Consider the following 17,842-nt stretch of genomic DNA (forward strand, 5'->3'; position numbering starts at 1 on the left):
AATTCCTTAGGCGAGGCCAAACACGCCAAACATCAGGGTGGAGACAGTGGCAATGGTCAGACCGACTGCAGTTTCGTAAGGGATAAGTTTCAGACGCTCCCCCACCCCCATGTGGACGCTGCCACCGGTGGCGTGGAAGAAGGAGCCGTGGGGCATGTGGTCAAACACGGTGGCACCGGCATGGATCATCGCCGCCCCGGCCAGACTGCTGATCCCCAGTTCAATCAGGGTGGAGCTGAATACGTTGGAGGCCACCACGGTACCGGCGGTAGTCGAGGCGGTTGCCAGCGACATCAGGGCACCGGAGATAGGCGCCAGCAGGTAAGAAGGCAGACCGGAGGCGGTCAGGCCGCTGATCAGCACATCTTTCAGGCCGGAGTTGGCAATGATGCCCGCTAGGGTACCGGTACCCAGCAGCATGATGGCAACCGGCGCCATACGGGCGAGGCCGGAGACCGCAAACTGGTTCACCTTGCTGAATTTACCCATCATCAGGGCACCAACCAGACCACCGAGCGGCAGTGCAATCAGCGGATCCACCACGATACCGGCGACCGGCCGCAGGGCCAGCAGCAGGATGGCGACCAGCGGCGCGCTGATGGCGGCGGCAAAGCCCGGCAACTTGGCACCGGCAAAGCTCACCACTTCATCAGCAGCAACCTTGCTGCCCTTGTTGTTCAGCCGCTTGGCCAGCCAGTAGGCCATCACCAGACCGAACAGACCCGGAATGATGCCCGCAGCCATAACTGAGGTCAGGGGCAGATGGAAGGCATCAGCCGCGGCAATGGCGTTGGGGTTGGGGGACATGACGTTACCCGCCTTGCCGCCGCCGATCATCGCCAGCAGGATGGCCGCCTTGGAGAGGTCGGCACGGCGGGCAATGGCCAGCGCGATGGGGGCGACCGTGATAACGGCCACATCCACGAATACGCCGACCGCAGTCAGGATCAGAGTCGCCAGCGCCAGTGCCAGCAGGGCGCGGGTTTCACCCAGCTTCTTGACGATAGTCTCGGCGATAGTGGTGGCCGCACCCGATTCGATCAGCACGCCCGCCAGTACACCGGCCGCCAGGATCCGCATCACAGCTGTGGTGATCCCCTGGGCACCGCCGATCATCAGGGCGACGGTCTGGGTCAGATCGGCACCGCCAATCAGGCCACCGGCAAGGGCACCCACGATCATGCCGTAAGCGGGCGGCACCTTCTTCAAAATGAGGATGATGGCGATGGAGAGCGCCGCGATGGCGCCAAGGGCTGTAACCGGGATCATGACGGACACCTTCAATGGGAGTGAATGGCCGCCATTATGGAGATCTGCAATCAGAATGCTTTGGCTGAATAGCCAAAAATCACATCATGTAAATGTATTTTTTTGTCTAAATTCACAATCACAAGTCGAGATTAAGGCCGAGATAGAGCAAAAATTTGTCGTCTAACTTGTTGAAATTCAACCCGGTTATCTGCTCTATCCGCCCCAGCCGATAGCGCAGGGTATTGGGGTGAATGAACAGGGCTTCGGCACAGCGATGCAGATCACAATCCTGCAAGAAATAGTGGCGCAAGGTCTTCTGCAGCGCCCCTTTGCCATCTTCCCGGGCCAGTTTCTGCAGCGGTGTGCGCAGCTGATCCGCCTGCCATGAGTCCGCCAGACTGCCGAGCAGCACCGGCAAACGGTAATCCTCAAAGAAGTAGACCTGTTTGCGCGGCGCTTGGCGCATGCCACGGCGCAGGGTATCGCGCGCCGTCTGATAAGAGCGAGCCAGCCCGTCGATCCCGGCGAAGTAATCGCCCACCGCGATATGCACCTTGAAGTGGGGAATCCGCGCCAGCAGTTGCTTGATCCGGCTGCGCTCCTGCGCCGATTGCCAGACGCCCTCACTCAATTGCGCCGGTTTGAGCACCACTATCTCGTCGAGCCCGTTGATGGCGACCAGATTGTCCCGCTCCGGATTTTCCAGCTGATGAACCAGCTCTCGCAGACGCGCCGGATCCGCCTCCTCCAGCGCCAGCACGGCCACCACCCGAGGCTGGGCCAACTCCAGCCCGAGAAAGCGGGCCGCCTGCTGCAATTGATCGACTCGCCCCTCGCCCCGAATTAGCTGCAACACCAGCTCCTCCTTGTGGCGCTTGTCCCACTGCAACTGCTCGGTGAGCGCCGCCTGCTCCAGGATCAGCTCTGCCGTCATTCGCACCAGCTCGGCGTAAGCACGCACTTCCTCCGGATCGCCGGAAATGCCGATCACCCCGATCAGCTCCCCCTGATAGGAGATGGGCAAATTGATGCCGGGTCGCACCCCTTTGAGCTGCAGGGCTGTCGCTTCGCTGATCTCCACCACCCGGTTTTCGGTCAATGCCAGCACGGCCCCTTCGTGGCGCTGATGGATCCGCTCCGGATTGCCGGACGCAATGATGAGGCCATGTTCGTCCATCACGTTGACCGAAAAGGAGAGGATCTTCATCGCCCGTGCGACGATCTGGCGGGCAAGGTTATCGTTTAGCTGCATAACATCTCCGGACAAGGGGCTGATCTGGCAGCGCCACCACGGGGCGATTCAGAGCACATGGGCGCAAAGATGCCACATCATCAAGACAAGCGAGAGGGGGATCGCTAGAATAGGCCACTTTACCCGATGTGTGCCCCGCCATGGAGCAGGAATTGCGTGCTTGCACCCGCCTGCCCGTGATGGCCCATCCCTCCGATCTGGACTGTGCTATGGATTATGAATTTCGCCGCGACCCGTTTGGTGGCTATCGCGCCCGGTTCTCCATGGGCCATGAAGCCATCGGTCAGTGGCTGATCGACGAGGTTGGCAAGGATGAGGAGAAGCTCGACGAGCTCTTCTCCATCATTGATCAGCTCTCCAACCGCACCCGAGTCGAATACCGGCTCAACGGCGGTGACTACTCCCTGCTGCTGACCCATGAAGAGGCGGAGGTGAAAGCCAACGCCCTCAATATCGAGCTGGGTGAGGATCTTGACGATCTCGCCTACTACGATGATGAACAGCTGGCCATGTGCGGGCTGGAAGATTTTGCCCAGGTGCTCGGCTCCTGGCGCGCCTTTATCCGTAACGAGGATATGGGCTGATTGACCCAATGTCGGGCAAATGTGCCCTTTTGCCTAACTCAACAGGATTGACTATGTCTATTTACGATTTTGATGACGAACTGCCGGAAGACGAAGAACAGGAATCCACCAAGAAAGCGGCTGCACCTGCCAAGAAGAAAGGCAAGCAGGTGATGAACACTCAGGTCAACCTGAGCCCGCGCGATGCCAGCCGTCTGAACGGCATGCACGTTGAAGCGATCGCCACGCTGGACGATGTCAGCCTGCCGAAGAACGTCATCTTCAAGGCTGGCCTGATCGCCCTGGGCGAACTGGAAGCCGGCAAGCGCGCCGATATCATCGCCCGCGTGATCGCAGAATCAGGCCGCTAATCGCCCCTGAAGGCATAAAAGAAAGCCGGAGCCACTGCTCCGGCTTTTTGTTTTCCGGCCGTGCACTCTCAACGGCAATCGATCCCCTTTCCGGCTCGGGAGATCAGTTGGTCATAGCGGCCATCGGCACGGGCGGCAGCCAGGGCATGATTGAAGCGCTCAAGCAGGCTGGCGGCCTCCGGGTACTGCCGTGAAATGATCAGATAAAAAGTATCGCTCTGGCGAAAGTGGGGCAATGCCTGCAGATGGCAGGGGTCGCCAAACAGCTGACGGCTGGCATCCCGGGTCACCGTCTCGTTCATCGGCAGCAGATCGATCCGTTTGCGAGCCAGCAGTTGCAGACATTGTGCCAGAGTCTTGGGGCGCTGCAGATCCAGCCCGAAACGCTTGATCACCCCGTCGGCATGGCTGGTGCTCCACCCCAGCGGAATACAGACACGCAACCCTTGCCAGCGGCCAGCCTGAATGGCCTCACTCCCCCGATAGGTGAACCAGGAGAGGCGATCTATATGAATGGGAGCGCTGTAGTGGAAGAGCTTGGCCCGCTCGGCAGTCCAGGCGTAGGGGAAGGTGGCCGCGACCAACCCATTGCGGGTCAACTGATAGCCGCGGGGCCAGGGCAGGTAGTCGACCTGGAGCTCTCGATACCCGGCCTCTTGCAGCAGGGTCGTCACCAGCCTGGTGCTCTCGCCACCTTCAGGCAGTGCCTTGCCGGTATAAGGGGTGAACTCACCGGTCACCAGCAGCAAGGGTGCGGCCTGCAGCCAGACACACCAACAACACAACAACCACAGACAGTGCTTCATCAGCTGCTCTCCCTTTACCCTGTTGATGAGTATAGAGAAGGGATCCGACCACCTCCTGCGCGGTTGTCCTGCTGACGCCCTCTTGTTAAGGTTGCCGCCTGCCTCGATCAAGGAGATCCAATGTTACCCCTTCCCGACTCATTTATCTGGGGCGCGCTGGCGCTGGCCGTGCTGCTTGCCCTCTTCCGCCAGCGTCTTCCCGCCTTTGCCCTGCTGGGACTCTCCCTGCTGCTGGCCCTGTGGCTTGACCGAATGACGCTACCCGCCCTGCTGGTCTCGGTCGCAGGATTACTGCTGGCGTGGCGTACGCCAACCCTCCCCGCCCGCCGGGCGATGGCGGCCAGAGTGGTGCTGATCCTCTGGGCGATTGCGCTGACCCTGCACCTGATCCCCGGCTTCAACAATCTCAAGGTGCTGGATCAGGCGCTGGCAGGCCCCGCCAGCGTGCCGTTCAACATGTATCTGAACCTCGACAAACCGCTGCTGCTCTTTGGCTTGCTGCTGGCCTGCCCGATGCTGCTGGGCAAGGGGGGCACCATCCGCTGGCGCCCACTGGCCCTGTTGCTGCTGCCGCTGGGTGCCCTGCTGGTCATCGCCTGGCAACTGGGGGCACTGAAACCGGAAGTGGGTCTGCCCCACTGGTGGTGGCTGTTTGCACTCAACAATCTGCTGTTCACCTGCGTGGCGGAAGAGGCGCTGTTTCGTGGCGCGATCCAGCAGGCGCTGACCGAACGTTACCGCCCCTGGATTGGCATCGTCGTGGCTGCGCTACTGTTCGGAGCCATCCACCTGCCCGGTGGCCCGCTGCTGGCGCTGTTTGCGACCCTGGCAGGCTGCTGCTATGGCCTGGCATTCCAGCTCAGCGGGCGACTCTCCGTGGCCATCCTGATCCACTTCGCCTTCAACTTCGCCCATCTGGCGCTCTTCACCTACCCGCTGGCCCACCGCTAACTCCTGAAGGCGCCTGACACGGGCGCCTTCCCTCGCTCTTCCCTCTCTCTTTAAGCGTGCTGCCTCGCTCGCTTTACACCCCATAAAGCTCCAAACAAAACCAATTCATTTACTTGTAACCAAAATGTAAACAAACTGACCTCTGCATTCGCCATAACAGTCACTTTCCATTGCCCTGCAACCAAAAGGATCCTGTGATGCAGAAAACCCTCAGTTATGCCGCCCTGCTGCTGGTCAGCCAGTTCCCGCAACTGGCACTGGCCGATACCGATGTCTATCTCACCAACAACAGTCCTGAACCGCTTCAGATCGACATCCGCCAAAGCGGCAGCGGCCAGTTGCAACCCGGCAGTCAGTGGAGTCAGCACCGCACCGAACTGGGCCCATGGGAGAGTGCCATGGTACTCAGCTTCAATCGCTATGAGGGGGTCAAGGCGGGCAAGAGCTATCTGTTCGAAACCCGCGTGACCACAGCGGGTGGCGACGTCTATCGGCTCAACCAGCTGATGGAGGGAACCTGGTGGAACACCACCTTGCAGCACGGTGGCGAAACGCCGACCAGCGCATCCGGCTGGCAAAACGATCGGGCGATCCACCGCGTTGCCGGGCCACAAGAGCTGGCCTTTGCCGCCAAGTTCACCGGCCGCTACGACGATCTGCACTATATGATCACGCCCCCCCAAAAACGGGAGCAACCGGAACCGGCAGAACACAGGCTCAAGGTGGCCAGCTACAACGTCTGGGCACTGCCGGTGATCGCCTCCAGCATCGGCGAGCGGTTGACCTTGCTGCCTGATTACCTCAAGGGCTATGACGCCCTGCTGCTGCAAGAGGTGTTCGATGGCCGCCGCGACGGCTTTTTGCAGGCGCTGGCAAAAGAGTATCCCTACCAGACCAAGGTGCTCGACAAGCCCGGGGTCAACGTCCACGACGGCGGCGTGGTGATCGTCAGCCGCTATCCCATAGTGCGGGAGGCCCAGCTGGTCTATCCCCAATGCACCGGCACCGACTGCTTCGCCGACAAGGGGGTGATGTACGCCGAGGTGATCAAGGGGGGCAAGGCGTGGCACTTGTTCGCCACCCACACCGCCAGCTTCGACACCGACGAGGCGCGCAAGCTGCGCCAGATCCAGTTCGGTCAGATCCGCTCTCTGGCTGCCAGCCTGAAGATCCCCGCCAGCGACACCGTCATCTACGGCGGCGACTTCAACGTCAACAAGCGCAAGTTTGCCGATGACTACGCCAATATGCTGGCCAATCTGAACGCTCATGAACCTGCCTATGGCGGCTACACCGAAGCCACTTTCGATCCCAGGATCAACCCCTATGCCGGTGGCCCACTCTCCGGTGGCGCCAACGTCGAGTATCTGGACTATCTGGTAGTGAGTCGGGAGTACGGCAGCGCCAGCCACAACCTCAACACGGTCTGGATCCCGCGCAGCAGCGATGGCAGCCTCTGGCCCGCCAGCAACCTCTCAGACCACTTCCCGGTCAAGGGAGAGATCAGCCGATGACTCGCCGTTACGGGATACTGGCGCTGGCTATCCTGACCCTTTTGCTGGTGAATCTGGGCTGGCAGGAAGAGCAGTCCCCGATATCGCCAGAACGGTCGGAGACGACCTCTCCGGCCGATGTGCAGTTGCCAGCAGAACCGGGGAGCCCGCCTCCCCGCATGCCAAACGCTGAGGGGATGGATGGCAAAAGCAAAGGAGTGCCCAGCAGCTGGCAGGCGATGCCGGATGAACTGATCAACCAGCTTGCCAGCGAGATCAGCGACAGCGAGTTGCCGCTGGCGCAGCGTGTGAGCAATCTGGAAGCAACAGAGGCCGGGTGGCTGAGCGAGGGGGAGAGTCTGATCCGGTTACAGGGGCGCTATGCCCTGGCGCTGGATCAGTTGGCGCAAGAAAACGAGCAGTTACCGCTGGCCGAGCGACTGGACGCCCTCAGCCGCTTGCAGGATCAGTGGGCAGCAGATCACCCGGATCTGGCGGTGGATCTGTTCAACCCGGATGCCCGCCTGCAGCAAGCTCGTCAGCTTTGGGGAGATGAGGATCTGGCCACCCTGGCCCGCCACTTCCTCCCCGCAGAGAAGGCTGAAGCCACGCTGGCGTTTGCCGGGGCGCGCCAGCAGCAGCTCGATCAACGCAGCCGCTACCAGCGAGAGCTGGCCGAGCTGGAGCAGCAACTGGCGACCAGCCAACAGCAGATGGATCCTGCGCTGTGGCAACAGCACAAGGAGGAGGTGTTGAGCCAGTGGCGTCGTGACTTCTTCGCGCGGGAGCAAGGCAAACCCTGAGGTCAGCGCTTGCCCTTGAACAGCTTGACGCTGCGTTTGGCCTGAGTACGGCGATTGGCCTGCTTGTCACGCGGGGGGCGCTTGCCCTCCCCGCTGGCAGGCTGGTCGGTAACCGGGAATTCCGCCAGATCGCCCAACGGCAGCTCGCGGCCGGTCAGGGTGCGAATGGCTTGCAGCATGTCACTCTCGCCATGGCAGACCAGCGAAATGGCCAACCCCTCGCGACCAGCCCGGGCGGTACGACCGATGCGGTGTACATAGACGGGGGCGCTGGCGGGCAAGTCCAGATTGATCACCACCGGCAGCGCCTCCACATGGATGCCGCGCGCCATCAGGTCGGTGGCCACCAGCACCCGAATTTTGCCCTCTTTGAAATCGCCGAGCGCCTGCTCGCGCACCGCCTGCTCCTTCTCGCCATGAAGGGCGGCCACCGCAATGCCCGCCTTGGCCAGCTTTCTGGCAACCCCGTCGGCATCATCCCGCGCACTGATAAAGACCAGCACCTGCGGCCACGCCTGCTCCTTGAGCAGGCTGATGAGCGCCGGTACCTTGCTGCTCTTGTTGACCAGATAGAGCCGCTCTTCGATCTCGTTCACCACGCTGTTGAGGGGGTTGGCCTCGATGCGGGTAGGCTCGCTCAGCAAGCCGTTGGCCAGCGCCTCCAGCTCGGCAGGCAAGGTGGCGGAGAAGAGCAGGGTTTGGCGATCCGCCGGAATAAAGCCGAGCAGCGCCTTGATGTCGGGAGCAAAGCCCATCTCCAGCAAGCGATCCGCTTCATCCAGCACCAGCAGTTGCAAACCATCCAGCCCCAACAGTTGCTGGGTCAGCAGATCCCGCAACCGCCCCGGCGTGGCGACCAGCAGCTGTGGCCCCTGCGCCAGTTCGGCCTGTTGCCGCTCCTGCGCAACGCCCCCACACAGCGTCACGATACGCAGCCCCAGCGCCTCGGCCCCCTCTTTTAGCGCGGCAGTGACCTGAATCGCCAGCTCGCGGGTCGGCACCAGCACCAGACCCTGCACTTGGCTGGAGGCAGGATCCAGCCGTTGCAGCAGCGGCAAGCCAAACGCCAGCGTCTTGCCGCTGCCGGTCTGGGCCAGCGCCAGCAGATCCTGCCCCGCCAGCGCAGCCGGAATCGCCAGCTGCTGGATGCGGGTCGGCGTCTGCAAGGTGGCGGGCAAAGAGGCAAGCAGAGCGGGATGGAGGGCAAGTTCGCTAAAGGTCATGGCGCTACGTCAACAAAGAAGTGGGAGGCGAAGTCTAGTGAGCGGGGGCCGAGAAGTAAAACCCTATCCATGATGGCCCGGCCGAGAGGGGCTGGCGACCGGCTGACTACACTTTAGCAGCCCCATCACCAAGAGAGACCCGCCATGACCAGACACATCCCCCTTCTGCTGCTCGTGGTCACCCTGCTCGGCAGCGCCACTCTCGGCCTGTCGCAGACTCCGGAGAACAACGCTGCCCCCGAGCCGTCTAAACCGGTGCGCATCCTCAATGCCCACCTTGGCGAGCTGCCAGGGCTGATCAATGCCGACAAGACAGGCCCCTTTGTCGACCTGGTGCATGCCATCGATGATCTCTACTCCGATGTGACCATCAAGATCACCATCTACCCCATGGCGCGCCATGGCTGGGGTGAGTGTCGGCAAGGCTGATCTGGGGCTGCCCGCCATCCGCAACCTCAAGGATATCGATATGCTGGCTTATCGCTTCAGCACCCGCAGTTTTGGCAAGGTTGCCCATGTGATTTACAGCAATACCGCCTATCCGGTCACCACGGATATGGCCTATGGCATAGTGCCCACCAAACGGGATCTGCTGATCGAGGCCGTACCCGACTATATGCCCTTCCCGGTGCAGCGCTCGATGAGTATCGAGCAGTCACTGCGCAAGCTCTCACGCGGCCGTATCGACGCCTTTGTCTGGGCACAAGAGGAGGCCGACTTGATGCTCAAGCAGCTGGGGCTGACCAATATCAGGCGAGAATTTTTCGGGGATTTCGAGGATGTCTTTATCATCCAGAAAGGGGCAGCAGGTGATGAGATGGACGAATTTCTCCGCCAAGCCATCGATCAGCTGGCTGCCACCGGCAAACTGGCCGAAATTTACGAGAAGATCCACCGCCCCTATGTGGAGTGGCAACCCTCCCCTGCCGCCAAGGCTGAACCGGCGACCACCCCGCCAGCTACGCCCTGAACGGACAATTCCCGCATAAAAAATCCCGCCGAAGCGGGATTTTTTATGGCTTGCAGCCTTACAGCACGGCCAGCGCCGCAGCGTAGTTCGGCTCGTCGGCCACTTCGGCGACCAGCTCGCTGTGCAGCACCTTGTTGTCACCATCCAGCACCACGATGGCGCGAGCGGTCAGACCTACCAGCGGGCCAGAAGAGAAGGCCACGCCGTAATCTTCCATGAAGGCCGCACCGCGCAGGGTGGAGAGGGTCACTACCTTGTCCAGACCTTCGGCGCCGCAGAAGCGGGACTGGGCGAACGGCAGATCGGCGGAGATGCACAGCACAACTGTGTTCTCCAGCGCGCTGGCCTGCTCGTTGAACTTGCGCACAGAGGTCGCGCAGGTCGGGGTATCGACGCTCGGGAAGATGTTCAGGATTTTGCGCTGACCGGCAAAGCTTGCCAGGGTCACGTCGGAGAGATCCTTGGCCACCAGGGAGAAGGGCTTGGCTTGCTCACCGGCGACCGGGAAGTGACCAGCGACGGAGACCGGGTTGCCTTGCAGAGTGACTGAGTTGCTCATGTGTTATGTCCTTTATTGGTGTAGTAAAAATCCGAGTGATCAGTATAGGGGCGGCGGGACCAGACAAACACCCGCGAAGACAAGGGATATAAAGGGGTTGACCTTGGACTTAACACCAAGGTTTAGACTCCTTCTCGGTAATCAGGGATCTCGCAGGGGCGGGATCCATCAAGAGGGACTCATCATGAGCAAATCCTGCTGCAATCATCAGCACGCTGCCCCCATCAAGGCCGTCAGCAAGGCGGCCTCCGGCCAGAGTGAGCATCACCACGATAGCCACTGCTGCGACAACACCACGCCCGTCAGTTGCTGTTCAACCCAGACACCTCATGAGCACGCATCCCGTGACGGCAATGAATCCCCCGGGGATGAAGAGCCTCCCCGAGGGGGCTGTCACGATAAAGCGTGCTGCAGCGCCCCCTTATCGCCAGCTCACGATCATAAACATGAGCATGAGCATGAGCATGAGCATGAGCACGATATGCCCCCTGCCGACCCGCTAGTTGCACCGGTACAAGGCAACAGCCGCCACAGCTGGCAGGTATTGGGGATGGATTGCCCCAGCTGCGCCCGCAAGATCGAGACCGCCGTCAGCCGGGTGAGCGGCGTGCAACAGGCGCGCGTGCTGTTTGCCACCGAGAAGCTGGTAGTGGATCTGGCCCCAGGCCTCTCCCCAGATCCCGTCACCGCCGCCGTGCTGGCCGCCGGTTTCCAGCTCAAGGGTGCTCAGGCCAATACAGCCCACACAATCACAAAGGAAGCAACACGCCAAAGCCCGCTGCTGACCACACTGGGCAAATATTGGCAGCCCCTGTCACTGGCCAGTCTGATGCTGGTCGCCGCCCTGCTGCCGAAAGAGTTCGGTCAGCCGCTCTTTACCCTGGCCACCCTCTGGGGCCTGTGGCCCATCTCCCGCAAGGCGTGGGCGCTGACCAAAAGCGGCTCCCCCTTCGCCATCGAGACCCTGATGACGGTGGCCGCCCTAGGCGCCCTGTTCCTCGGTGAAACCGCCGAAGCGGCCATGGTGCTGCTGCTCTTTATGCTGGGTGAACATCTGGAGGCCTACGCCGCCGGACGCGCCCGGGCCGGAGTGACCGCGCTGATGGCGCTGGTGCCTGACAAGGCGCTGCGCATCCGTACCACTGCCGAGGGCGAGGTGCGCGAAGAGGTCGGCGCCGATGAGCTGCGTCCCGGCGACATTATCGAAATCGCCCCGGGTGCCCGTCTACCTGCCGACGCCCGCCTGCTCGATAAGCTCGGTGCGTTTGACGAGAGCGCCCTGACCGGTGAATCCATTCCGGTGGAACGCCGTCAGGGTGACAAGGTGCCGGCCGGCAGTCTGGCTGCAGATCGAGTGCTGCGCCTTGAAGTCGTCTCCGAGCCCGGCAACAACGCCATCGACCGCATTCTACACCTCATCGAGGAGGCCGAAAGTCAGCGCGCGCCCATCGAGCGCTTTATCGACCGCTTCAGCCGCTGGTACACCCCGGCCATGATGCTGGTCGCCCTGCTGGTGGTGCTGGTGCCGCCCCTTGCCTTCGGCCAGAGCTGGGACGAGTGGATCTATCGCGGGCTGGCGCTGCTGCTGATCGGCTGCCCCTGCGCGCTGGTCATCTCCACCCCGGCAGCGGTTACCTCGGCGCTGGCCGCCGCAACCCGTCAGGGGGCGCTGATCAAAGGGGGGGCCGCGCTGGAACGATTGGCCCATATCGATACCGTGGCGTTTGACAAGACCGGCACCCTGACCCTGGGCAAGCCGCAGCTGACCGAGCTGGTGAGCCTCAATGGCCAACCGGAGACCGAGTTGCTGGCACTGGCGGCTGCCATCGAGCAGGGCTCCCACCACCCGCTGGCCCGCGCCGTGGTCGCCAACGCGACCGAACAGGGGCTGACGCTGGCGGAGGCCCGCGACCTGCGCACACTGCCGGGCATGGGGGTTGAGGGACGCATCAACGGTGAACTGTGGCAACTGCTGGCACCGAGCCGGGTGGCGGCCCTGAATATGGAACAGCAAACCCGGATTGGTTCGCTGGAGCGGCAGGGCAAGACCGTTGTGGTGCTCTGCCAGAGCATCGGCGACAAGGCTCTGCCGGTCGCCCTGCTGGCGCTGCGGGATCAGATCCGGCCGGAGGCGGCAGCCGCGCTGCAAGAGCTCAACCGACTCGGGCTCAACAGCATCATGTTAACCGGGGATAACCCCCGTGCCGCCGAGGCGATCGCCACCGAGCTGGGCATGGGCTGGCGCGCCGGTCTGCTGCCGGAGGGCAAGGTCAATGAAATTGCCAAGCTCGCCAGCTCGCAGAAAGTCGCGATGATCGGCGATGGCATCAACGATGCCCCCGCCATGAAGCGGGCCAGTATCGGCATCGCCATGGGGGGCGGCACCGATGTGGCGCTGGAGACCGCCGATGCGGCGCTGACCCACAACCAGCTCGGTGGCATCGCCGCGATGATCCGGCTGTCGCGGGCGGCACTGGCCAATATTCACCAGAATATCGCGCTGGCGCTGGGGCTGAAGGCCATCTTCCTGGTCACCAGCCTGCTCGGCATCACCGGCCTGTGGATTGCGGTGCTGGCCGATACCGGCGCCACTGCGCTGGTGACCGCCAACGCCTTGCGGCTGCTGCGCAAGCGTTAAGCCAGCCAATGGCATCCCAGCCAAAAGCCGTCCCCTAACCGGGACGGCTTTTCTTTTTCCTCTCATTCCTCTCACGGCACCCCGTAAAAGAAAAAGCGCGCCTGCCGGTCGGCAGTCGCGCTTTGCTTACTCTCTCGGAGTTATCCCACCCTTGGCAAGGTGGAATTCAACCCGGGGGCGCCGAGCCATCCCCCGGACTCAATGGCTTGCTTACTTGACGCTGCACTCCTGAATGACGGCAGTACCCGCCTTGACGCCAGCCGGGTCAACCTTCACCAGCACACTCCACAGCCCCTGCGGCAGGGTGATGCTGTTATTGGCACTGCCCCCCTTGGAGAAGGCGAACGAATAGCCGGTTTCAGCGTTCACCGCGCCGCCACCGTTGAGCAGGTACTCCTTGCTCCAGTCCTCGTTGGCCACCTTGAACTCGGTGCTGCCGGTGTAGTTGAACGCCGCCTGATAGATGGCAAGATCACCGTCCATCCCCTTGTAGCTCAGCTGGTACTGAGGTTGGGCTCCCCAGCCGGAGAGCTCACCCTTGACGAACAGGTTGTAGCCGAGCGGATTGCCCGCCACCGTATCCAGCACCTTGCAGCTCTGCACCGGCTCGGTGAAGCTGACGCTCAGGGTCGGTTTGTCCTTGTTCATGGCGGTGAAGACAAACTTGTAGCTGCCTGCCTTGGCCAGATCGACACCGATATTGCCGGTTTCTCCCCCCTTGCAAAGGGTCAGCGGAGTGCCGACCACCAGCTTGTCACCAACGTTGCAACTGCCGTAGTTAATGCTCCAGCTAGAGTCCGCCACCTTCAATTCGGTGCTACCAAGCTGCTCCGCCGTCACTTCTGCGCTGAACTCGTACATGAAGTTACTGGTAAATGTCAGCGGATTCTTGTCGCCAAAACTGGGGTCCAAGAAGCCCTTCAGATAAACATCGGTGTTGCCAAACGGTGGCAGGGTGCTCAAGTCGGTCTTCTTGCTGACCGGCAGGCCCGCGCCCTGGGCGCCAGACTGCGGCTTGACGAACACGGCGGCAGACCAGGCCCCCAGCGTCAGCTGGCCATTATCATAGGCGGCGCCGCTGGCGATGCTGTCGACTGCACGATGCTTGCTGCCAAGCACCATACCGCTCAGATCGATGGGCTGATCGTTGCCATCACGGAAGTCGCCGATGCTCTGGCTCTGGTTGGTGGCGTTGATCATCACCACCAGACCGTCGATGGCCGGATCCAGATCCGCTCCCGCATTGACGCCATCATCCACCGTCATGACGATAAGGCCGGGCACCTGATCCGGGCCGGTATTGCGGAAGTCGACCCGCTTGATCACCTCGGCACCGCTGCCCAGACGCAGCAGGCAGGAGGAGTTGCGCAATTCCGCCAGCTCCTGATAGAAGCTCACCATCTGCGCCATCTCGGCCGAGCCCGGCTTGGCATGCTTGCCGAGCACCTGCTCGATCAGCGGATAGTTGTCGCCATCCTTGTCCTTGCGCGGCAACCCCTTGTCGAAGTTGTTGTCGCCCAGGGTGTAGTCGACCTTGTTGTACCAGTCGCCCGAGTCATAGCTGTCCCGCTCCATGGATTTGGAACGCAGCAGCTCGACACCGGCGTGGGTGAAGGGAATGCCCTGACCCAGCATGGCAGTCGCCAGCGAGACCCCCTGCATCCGCACCAGATCGGCTCCGGCAGGCGCCTTGTAGATCAGGTTGTCGAACAGGGTCTGGTTGTCGTGCTTGTCGACGTAGTTCTGCACTTCCACCGGATCCTGGGCATAACCGGCGCTCTGACCGTTGTAGTCGATCTCGGCGCCTTTCTTCGGCATGCCATCCTTGTCGGTCAGCACGAACTCCTTGAGGTTACCCGCCATGCCGAGCCGTACCAGATCGGACTGGTGCAAGGCCGTTGCCAGCTCCACCTTGCTCATTTCGTTAGGATCGACGAAGGCACCGTTGCCAAAGCCCTGGGTCTTGCGAATGGTATCGCCGCCATCGAACGGACTGCCGCCGCGCACCGCATCGCGCAAGCGGTCGGAGAAGGAGCCGATACCGGTCCCAGCCAGATGTTTCTGGGTCGCCTGCACGAAGCGCTTGTCATCCTGCACTTCGCCGAAGTTCCACCCCTCGCCGTAGAAGTACATCTCGGGATTGACCTTCTTCACCGCGGCCAGCGCCTGCACCATCTGATCTTTTGGATGGTGGCCCATCAGGTCGAAGCGGAAGGCGTCGATCTTGTAGTCGCGCGCCCAGGTGACCAAGGAGTCATCCATCAGCTTGGCGAACATGGCGTGTTCCGGCGCCGTGTTGGAGCAGCAAGTGGAGTTCTCCACCGAGCCGGTCTCCGGATTGAGGCGCTGATAGTACCAGGGCACTATCTTGTCGAGCACCGACTTGGGGCCGAGCCCGGATTCGTTGGTGTGGTTGTAGACCACGTCCATCACCACGTTCATGCCGATGTTCTGCTTGATGGCCTTGACCATCTCGCGGAACTCCAGAATACGTTTGGTGCCCTCGGCGTTGGTGGCGTAGGAGCCTTCCGGCGTGGTGTAGTGGTAGGGATCATAACCCCAGTTGAAGGAGTCGACGCCGCGCAGGTAACCGGAAAGCTCCTGCACCTGCGGATTATCCTTGCTGTCGCCCCCTTGCAGGTCGGCCAGCACATCTCCCACGGTCTGACCGCCACCGCAATAGCCACCAAATCTGGATGTTTTCACATCCGGATTGACCTGGCAGAGCTTGCTGAAGTCATCGCCGAGATTGGCTACCTTGGCCGGATCCTCGTTGACGGTAGCGATATCGAACACCGGCAGCAGGTGCAGGTGGCTGACGCCGCTCTTGGCCAGTGCCTGCAGGTGCTTGACCGGCACAGAGTCAGGCTGGGTCAGGCCGACAAACTTGCCGCGCTTCTCTTCATCGGTGGAGGCATCGTTACCGGTCAGGTCGCGAACATGGGCCTCATAGATGGTGATGTCGGCAGGGTTCTGCTGGCTGTGGGGCGCCTTGAGGCTGTCCCACCCTTCCGGTTTCAGGGCCGGATCGTCGAGATCCACTACCTGACTGAACTCGGAGTTCATCGCGAGGCTCAAGGAGTAGGGATCGGTCACCTCGTAGTGCTCGACCTTGCGGCTCAGCGGATGGTAGACCTCCATGTCGTAGCGGTAGAACTGGCCGATCAGCTCGCTGCCCCCTTCATAACTCCAGCTGCCGCTGGCGCTGTCAAAGGTCATCGCTACCTCGCCACTCTTCTGGTGGCTGGCGTTGTAGAGGGCCAGCTTGACCGACTTGGCGGTCGGCGCCCAGAGACGGAAGGTCACCCGGTTACCCTCCACCACGGCACCATAGCTCAGCTTGGTCGCCTCGGGAGCATAAAGCGCATCGAGGGCGCCGGCACTCTGCACCAGGGTGGCTCCTTGCAGGATACCGTCGGCATCGGTGCCGATAGCCACCAGCTCACCCTTGAGCAGGGGTTTGAGATCTTTACCGGCAGGCAGGGCAAAAGCGGCGGCATCCTTGAGATGCGGATATTTGGCCTGCTGCTCGGCGGTCAGAGTGGTCGCGGTCAGGCTGATATAGGGGAAATCGAACACCCCATCGGCATTGGCCTTGATGGTGCCCGAGTCGGTGTAATAGAGGCGAACGTGGGGCTTGTCCTTGCCCCCTTGCCAAATCAGGGTATTGCCATCGATAAGATGAGCGCTGGCCCCCGCCACGCCAAAGGCGGCGGTAAAGGCTTCGGCACGGCTGCCAAACAGATCTTTCTTGCCCGCGACGATGGCCACGGTGCGATCCGGGTGCTCATTGAAGATCACCTTCATATCGCTGCCGGTCAGGTTGGCCAGATCGCCGTTGCGAGCGATAAAGTTGATGCACCCTTCCACATTTTTGAGCGGCACGACCCAGGCCGGACCAAAGCTGTCGGCGGTGGCAGGTGTCTTGCTCTTGTCATCCCACCCGCTGTTCAGGCCACTATCAGCCGTTGCCAGGCAGGCGTCCTTGTTCCACAGATGCAGGCTGTAGCTGTCAAACGGTGCCTTGGCTCCCTTGGCTGCCGACTGGGTATCCACCAGCGCAATGACCACCTGATTTTCGCCGGCAACCAGCAACTCTTTCGGGGGATCCATCTTGGGCAGACGAGCGACAGGCCCATCGGTGACTTCAGGTGTAGGCGGTGTAGGGGGGACGGGGTTCACACCGGAGGCATCAGAGCTGTTGTCATTACAGCCAGACAAAAGCGCGAGCAGTGAGGCTGTTACCAGCGCCACTTTGGTCTTTTTCATATCCATATTTTTATAATTCCCGCTGTAGTTAGTCTCGATAGTCGAGCACCCGGTCATTGCCAGGCGGTGCCATATTAATCAGCGGCAATCGATTCAAATGTGAGCAGAAGGGCAAAAAAACCACCCAGTTTCAACAAGATAACGTTTTCAGACTGAAACTTCGATCCGGCTCACAGACCTCGCAGCCATTTGGCCTCATATCTGGAAAACGGCAGTCACGGGGTCAGAAAAGCAATGTCTGATCAAGTGGATAGACAAGGAGTAAACAATGAAACGGATTGAAGAGCAGGCAAGACGACTCGATCAGGAGTATCAGGCGATCGGGCAGCTGTTCGACCAGTTCTGCCAGCAGGCTGGCGCCCTGGCCGAACAGTATCACTTCTTCAACTGGCCCGATTATGAAGACTCGCCCCCACTGAGCCGCGCCTTCACCCTGTTGGGGGAACCCCGCGAACTGCGGCTGCGCTGTCAGCCCGGTGAGCGCTCCGCCCTCAATGGCCTGATCCAGGTGGTCTCGGAGGATGGCACCATAGATGCCAGCCTCGGATTTCGCGCCGATGGCCAGTTGCTGCTGGAGTCCGGCAAGCTGCTGGACAACCCGCCCGGACTGCTGCTCAAGCTGCTGCTCGGCGCTGTGTGGCAACACAAGCCCCAGGATGAAATCACCGGGCAGCCGCACTGACATCAGAGTGC

At 61.5% G+C, this 17,842-nt stretch carries 13 protein-coding genes and 1 pseudogene; 8 read left to right on the forward strand and 6 right to left on the reverse strand.

The genetic code is table 11. The features are described from left to right. Positions 1-6: 6 nt before the first annotated feature. Both ACTG2W_RS10400 and ACTG2W_RS10405 read right to left on the reverse strand, forming a co-directional pair. The gene (locus ACTG2W_RS10400; RefSeq protein ID WP_005340326.1) at positions 7-1,269 is read right to left on the reverse strand and encodes a GntP family permease; all 1,263 of its coding nucleotides are present in this window, start codon (positions 1,267-1,269) and stop codon (positions 7-9) included. 118 nt (positions 1,270-1,387) lie between these two features. Then, positions 1,388-2,503, reverse strand: a complete 1,116-nt coding sequence (locus tag ACTG2W_RS10405; RefSeq protein ID WP_139442973.1) for a sugar diacid recognition domain-containing protein — start codon at positions 2,501-2,503, stop codon at positions 1,388-1,390. A 209-nt stretch (positions 2,504-2,712) separates the two neighbouring features. Between ACTG2W_RS10405 and ACTG2W_RS10410 the strand changes: the two genes are divergently transcribed. Next, positions 2,713-3,087, forward strand: coding sequence for a YacL family protein (locus ACTG2W_RS10410; protein ID WP_031227767.1), 375 nt, complete (start codon positions 2,713-2,715; stop codon positions 3,085-3,087). A 53-nt stretch (positions 3,088-3,140) separates the two neighbouring features. Then, positions 3,141-3,437 (forward strand): hypothetical protein, encoded by a 297-nt coding sequence (locus ACTG2W_RS10415; RefSeq protein ID WP_005348860.1) that lies wholly within the window; start codon positions 3,141-3,143, stop codon positions 3,435-3,437. A 68-nt stretch (positions 3,438-3,505) separates the two neighbouring features. Here ACTG2W_RS10415 and ACTG2W_RS10420 read toward each other — a convergent pair whose 3' ends face one another. Beyond that, on the reverse strand, positions 3,506-4,243 hold the full coding sequence (locus tag ACTG2W_RS10420) for a substrate-binding periplasmic protein (protein WP_368210070.1): 738 nt from the start codon (positions 4,241-4,243) through the stop codon (positions 3,506-3,508). Positions 4,244-4,363: 120 nt separating this feature from the next. Between ACTG2W_RS10420 and ACTG2W_RS10425 the strand changes: the two genes are divergently transcribed. The 3 genes from ACTG2W_RS10425 (at position 4,364) to ACTG2W_RS10435 (ending at position 7,490) form a co-directional block, all read left to right on the forward strand. Beyond that, positions 4,364-5,194: a lysostaphin resistance A-like protein gene (locus ACTG2W_RS10425; protein ID WP_440016185.1), complete on the forward strand. Its 831-nt coding sequence runs from the start codon at positions 4,364-4,366 to the stop codon at positions 5,192-5,194. Positions 5,195-5,391: 197 nt separating this feature from the next. Then, positions 5,392-6,708: a sphingomyelin phosphodiesterase gene (locus ACTG2W_RS10430; protein ID WP_167573579.1), complete on the forward strand. Its 1,317-nt coding sequence runs from the start codon at positions 5,392-5,394 to the stop codon at positions 6,706-6,708. After that, a complete protein-coding gene (locus ACTG2W_RS10435) occupies positions 6,705-7,490 on the forward strand; it encodes a hypothetical protein (protein ID WP_440016186.1) in 786 nt (261 codons plus the stop codon). Before ACTG2W_RS10430 ends, ACTG2W_RS10435 begins: the two co-directional genes overlap by 4 nt. A gap of 2 nt (positions 7,491-7,492) precedes the next feature. On the opposite strand, the gene ACTG2W_RS10440 is transcribed toward ACTG2W_RS10435, so the two are convergent. Continuing rightward, on the reverse strand, positions 7,493-8,713 hold the full coding sequence (locus ACTG2W_RS10440; protein ID WP_440016187.1) for a DEAD/DEAH box helicase: 1,221 nt from the start codon (positions 8,711-8,713) through the stop codon (positions 7,493-7,495). Between the two features lie 144 nt (positions 8,714-8,857). On the opposite strand from ACTG2W_RS10440, the pseudogene ACTG2W_RS10445 reads away from it, so the two are divergent. Next, positions 8,858-9,683 (forward strand): annotated as a pseudogene (locus ACTG2W_RS10445) (ABC transporter substrate-binding protein). 58 nt (positions 9,684-9,741) lie between these two features. On the opposite strand, the gene tpx reads toward ACTG2W_RS10445, so the two are convergent. Further along, positions 9,742-10,242 carry a thiol peroxidase gene (gene tpx, locus ACTG2W_RS10450; RefSeq protein WP_005341463.1) on the reverse strand — a complete coding sequence of 167 codons (501 nt, stop codon included), beginning with the start codon at positions 10,240-10,242 and terminating at the stop codon, positions 9,742-9,744. 184 nt (positions 10,243-10,426) lie between these two features. On the opposite strand from tpx, the gene ACTG2W_RS10455 reads away from it, so the two are divergent. Further along, a complete protein-coding gene (locus ACTG2W_RS10455) occupies positions 10,427-12,880 on the forward strand; it encodes a zinc/cadmium/mercury/lead-transporting ATPase (protein WP_421308722.1) in 2,454 nt (817 codons plus the stop codon). A 210-nt stretch (positions 12,881-13,090) separates the two neighbouring features. On the opposite strand, the gene pulA is transcribed toward ACTG2W_RS10455, so the two are convergent. Further along, entirely contained in the window at positions 13,091-17,155 is a 4,065-nt protein-coding gene (gene pulA / locus ACTG2W_RS10460; RefSeq protein ID WP_106843871.1) for a pullulanase-type alpha-1,6-glucosidase, read from the reverse strand. A 262-nt stretch (positions 17,156-17,417) separates the two neighbouring features. On the opposite strand from pulA, the gene ACTG2W_RS10465 reads away from it, so the two are divergent. Continuing rightward, on the forward strand, positions 17,418-17,831 hold the full coding sequence (locus ACTG2W_RS10465; protein WP_040067388.1) for a hypothetical protein: 414 nt from the start codon (positions 17,418-17,420) through the stop codon (positions 17,829-17,831). Positions 17,832-17,842 lie beyond the last annotated feature (11 nt).

The sequence above is a fragment of the Aeromonas sp. 96A genome (assembly GCF_051919165.1).
GTDB classification, from domain to species: domain Bacteria; phylum Pseudomonadota; class Gammaproteobacteria; order Enterobacterales; family Aeromonadaceae; genus Aeromonas; species Aeromonas veronii.

Bases quoted from the DNA above. Each gene is read 5' to 3' on its own strand.
- ACTG2W_RS10400 (WP_005340326.1), bottom strand. From the start codon at position 1,269: ATGATCCCGGTTACAGCCCTTGGCGCCATCGCGGCGCTCTCCATCGCC.
- ACTG2W_RS10405 (WP_139442973.1), bottom strand. From the start codon at position 2,503: ATGCAGCTAAACGATAACCTTGCCCGCCAGATCGTCGCACGGGCGATG.
- ACTG2W_RS10410 (WP_031227767.1), top strand. From the start codon at position 2,713: ATGGATTATGAATTTCGCCGCGACCCGTTTGGTGGCTATCGCGCCCGG.
- ACTG2W_RS10415 (WP_005348860.1), top strand. From the start codon at position 3,141: ATGTCTATTTACGATTTTGATGACGAACTGCCGGAAGACGAAGAACAG.
- ACTG2W_RS10420 (WP_368210070.1), bottom strand. From the start codon at position 4,243: ATGAAGCACTGTCTGTGGTTGTTGTGTTGTTGGTGTGTCTGGCTGCAG.
- ACTG2W_RS10425 (WP_440016185.1), top strand. From the start codon at position 4,364: ATGTTACCCCTTCCCGACTCATTTATCTGGGGCGCGCTGGCGCTGGCC.
- ACTG2W_RS10430 (WP_167573579.1), top strand. From the start codon at position 5,392: ATGCAGAAAACCCTCAGTTATGCCGCCCTGCTGCTGGTCAGCCAGTTC.
- ACTG2W_RS10435 (WP_440016186.1), top strand. From the start codon at position 6,705: ATGACTCGCCGTTACGGGATACTGGCGCTGGCTATCCTGACCCTTTTG.
- ACTG2W_RS10440 (WP_440016187.1), bottom strand. From the start codon at position 8,713: ATGACCTTTAGCGAACTTGCCCTCCATCCCGCTCTGCTTGCCTCTTTG.
- tpx (WP_005341463.1), bottom strand. From the start codon at position 10,242: ATGAGCAACTCAGTCACTCTGCAAGGCAACCCGGTCTCCGTCGCTGGT.
- ACTG2W_RS10455 (WP_421308722.1), top strand. From the start codon at position 10,427: ATGAGCAAATCCTGCTGCAATCATCAGCACGCTGCCCCCATCAAGGCC.
- pulA (WP_106843871.1), bottom strand. From the start codon at position 17,155: ATGGATATGAAAAAGACCAAAGTGGCGCTGGTAACAGCCTCACTGCTC.
- ACTG2W_RS10465 (WP_040067388.1), top strand. From the start codon at position 17,418: ATGAAACGGATTGAAGAGCAGGCAAGACGACTCGATCAGGAGTATCAG.